Below are 1,826 nucleotides of genomic sequence, written 5' to 3'. Positions count from 1 at the left end.
GGACATCCGGCTTGCCGGTCCGCTCGGAGAAGGCCTCCGGCTGCTGGCGGGCATAGGCCATGGCCTGCCGCGTCAGGTCGGTGATCGAGTCGACGAAAACGATCCGCTTCCGGGCAAGGAAGTCCTCGATGCCGGTGCCGAGATACTGCTGCTGCAGCCAGGCGTGATACTCGGCGCCGTACCAGGACTGCGGATGCTGCGCGGGGTCAGGCCCGCCGATCAGCACGGCAAGGTCGCGGAAATCGGTGAAGCTGCGCACCGGGATCGAATCCCCGCGCCAGTCCTGCACCGATTTCATGCCCGCTTCGAGATCGAGGCAGACGGTCTCCTCGGCCGGCAGGGATTTGAGGAGCGTCGTCTTGCCGACGCCGGGCGGGCCGAAGATGGCGAGCGACGTCTTGTTCTCGGCGGCCGAGAGGCGTTCGTCAGCGGTGATGATGCGGAAGGCCATGGGGTTCTCCGGGATTGCGTTCAGGGTGCGCGGCGGCGGGGGTGACCGGGTGCCGAAGGGGAACCTGCCCGGCGTTGCCGCTCGGGCGTCCCGCCGCCGCGCGTCACCGGTCTCGAGCCTCGAGCCGGAAGACGGGTTTGCCGGTGGTCTCGCTGCGCGCGTCCGCGAAGCCCTCGCGCATCGCCGCGGGCCATGCACCGTAACGCCGCTCGGGCACGCGATAGGCGATCTCGAGATACTCGGTCGGGTCGTCGCCGGCGGCGCGGATGCGCTCGGCCATGGCGGCGAGCCGGTCCTGATCCCAGGAAACCTTCTTCGGCAGATCCGCGACGATCACGACACCCTCGTCCTCGACCCGAACGGTGCCGCTGGTCTTGCCCTGAGCGGTCCGCACGGCCGCGACGGCGGCGTCGTAGCGCTGTGCAATGCCGGCCTCGAGCCGGTCGCGCAGCCGCTTGACGCGGGCGGTCTCGGCGAGCGCCGTCGTCTGCAGATCCAGCAGCATCTCGGGCGGCAGCGCCGCGATGTCGCCGATGGCGAGCTCTCCTAGATCGTCGAAGCGGGGGGCATTGTCGGGGTGCGGCATGGCGGGGTCTCCGTTGGAATGAAATGGCTGGGCCATCACGCGGCGCGCTCTTCGAGGAGCAGCGTCGAGAGCGAGGCAGTGGCGGCCTTGGGTCTGGGCCGGGCGACGGCGATGTAGGCGAAGCGATCCGGGCCCACGCGCTCCTGCACGAGGTGGACGAGGCCCTTCTCGAAAGCGCCAAACGCGGCCTGACCGAGATCGGCAAGCTGACGGCGCTCGGGCTCGTGCAAGGTCGAAATCACCGGCGTGACGTCGATCCCGAGAAAGCCGCGGTGATACTCGATCCGGGCGCCAGCCTCGGCCTGTGCGATCCAGGCGTAGAGCTCGACATCGGTGAGCTTCGGCGTTGCCACGCGGGCGCCGATTGGGGTTGCGGCGACCATCAGCACAGCCGCGCAGTCCGCTGGTGCGTTGCACCATGACTAGAGGCCCGCGCCGGGTCCGCGGTCAGACGGCGGGGCGTGTGACCGACGCGCGCGACGGCTTCGCTGATCTTGAGCGCAAGCTGAAGCTGGCTCTGCTCGAAGGCCTCGATGTCGGCGAGCCGATAGAGCACGCGCCCGCCGAGCTCGAGGAAGGCCGGTCCCTGGCCGCCGTAGCGCCAACGCTCGAGCGTCCGATGGGAGATTCCCCAGCGCCGGGCCAGCTCTTTCTGGTTCAGGCAATGCCTCTGCAGTATCCGTCTTGATCAAGCGGTTTTTTCAACCCAAGTCCGGTCGGCTTTGACAAGCGCGTTTGCCATTTCGATGAGCTTGCGCATGATGACAACGATAGCGACCTTGGCGGGTT

General features: G+C 68.3%; 4 protein-coding genes. All 4 read right to left on the bottom strand.

Translation table 11 applies throughout. From position 1 onward, the window contains the following. Nucleotides 1-451 (bottom strand): AAA family ATPase (locus tag ENN83_RS15610; protein ID WP_287188607.1); only part of this gene is annotated, 451 nt, incomplete at its 3' end. A gap of 103 nt (nt 452-554) precedes the next feature. Then, nucleotides 555-1,037, bottom strand: a complete 483-nt coding sequence (locus ENN83_RS15605) for a hypothetical protein (protein WP_287188605.1) — start codon at nt 1,035-1,037, stop codon at nt 555-557. Nucleotides 1,038-1,072: 35 nt separating this feature from the next. Then, complete coding sequence (locus ENN83_RS15600) at nt 1,073-1,420, bottom strand: hypothetical protein (protein WP_287188602.1); 348 nt, start codon at nt 1,418-1,420, stop codon at nt 1,073-1,075. Then, a complete protein-coding gene (locus tag ENN83_RS15595; protein WP_287188610.1) occupies nt 1,420-1,665 on the bottom strand; it encodes a hypothetical protein in 246 nt (81 codons plus the stop codon). The genes ENN83_RS15600 and ENN83_RS15595 overlap by 1 nt, the downstream gene beginning before the upstream one ends. Nucleotides 1,666-1,826: the final 161 nt, after the last annotated feature.

It is taken from the genome of Rhodovulum sp., assembly GCF_011048875.1.
Taxonomy (GTDB): Bacteria; Pseudomonadota; Alphaproteobacteria; order Rhodobacterales; family Rhodobacteraceae; genus Rhodovulum; species Rhodovulum tesquicola.
The sequence above is the reverse complement of the archived record's forward strand: the minus strand, read 5'-3'. Positions and strand labels throughout refer to the sequence as shown.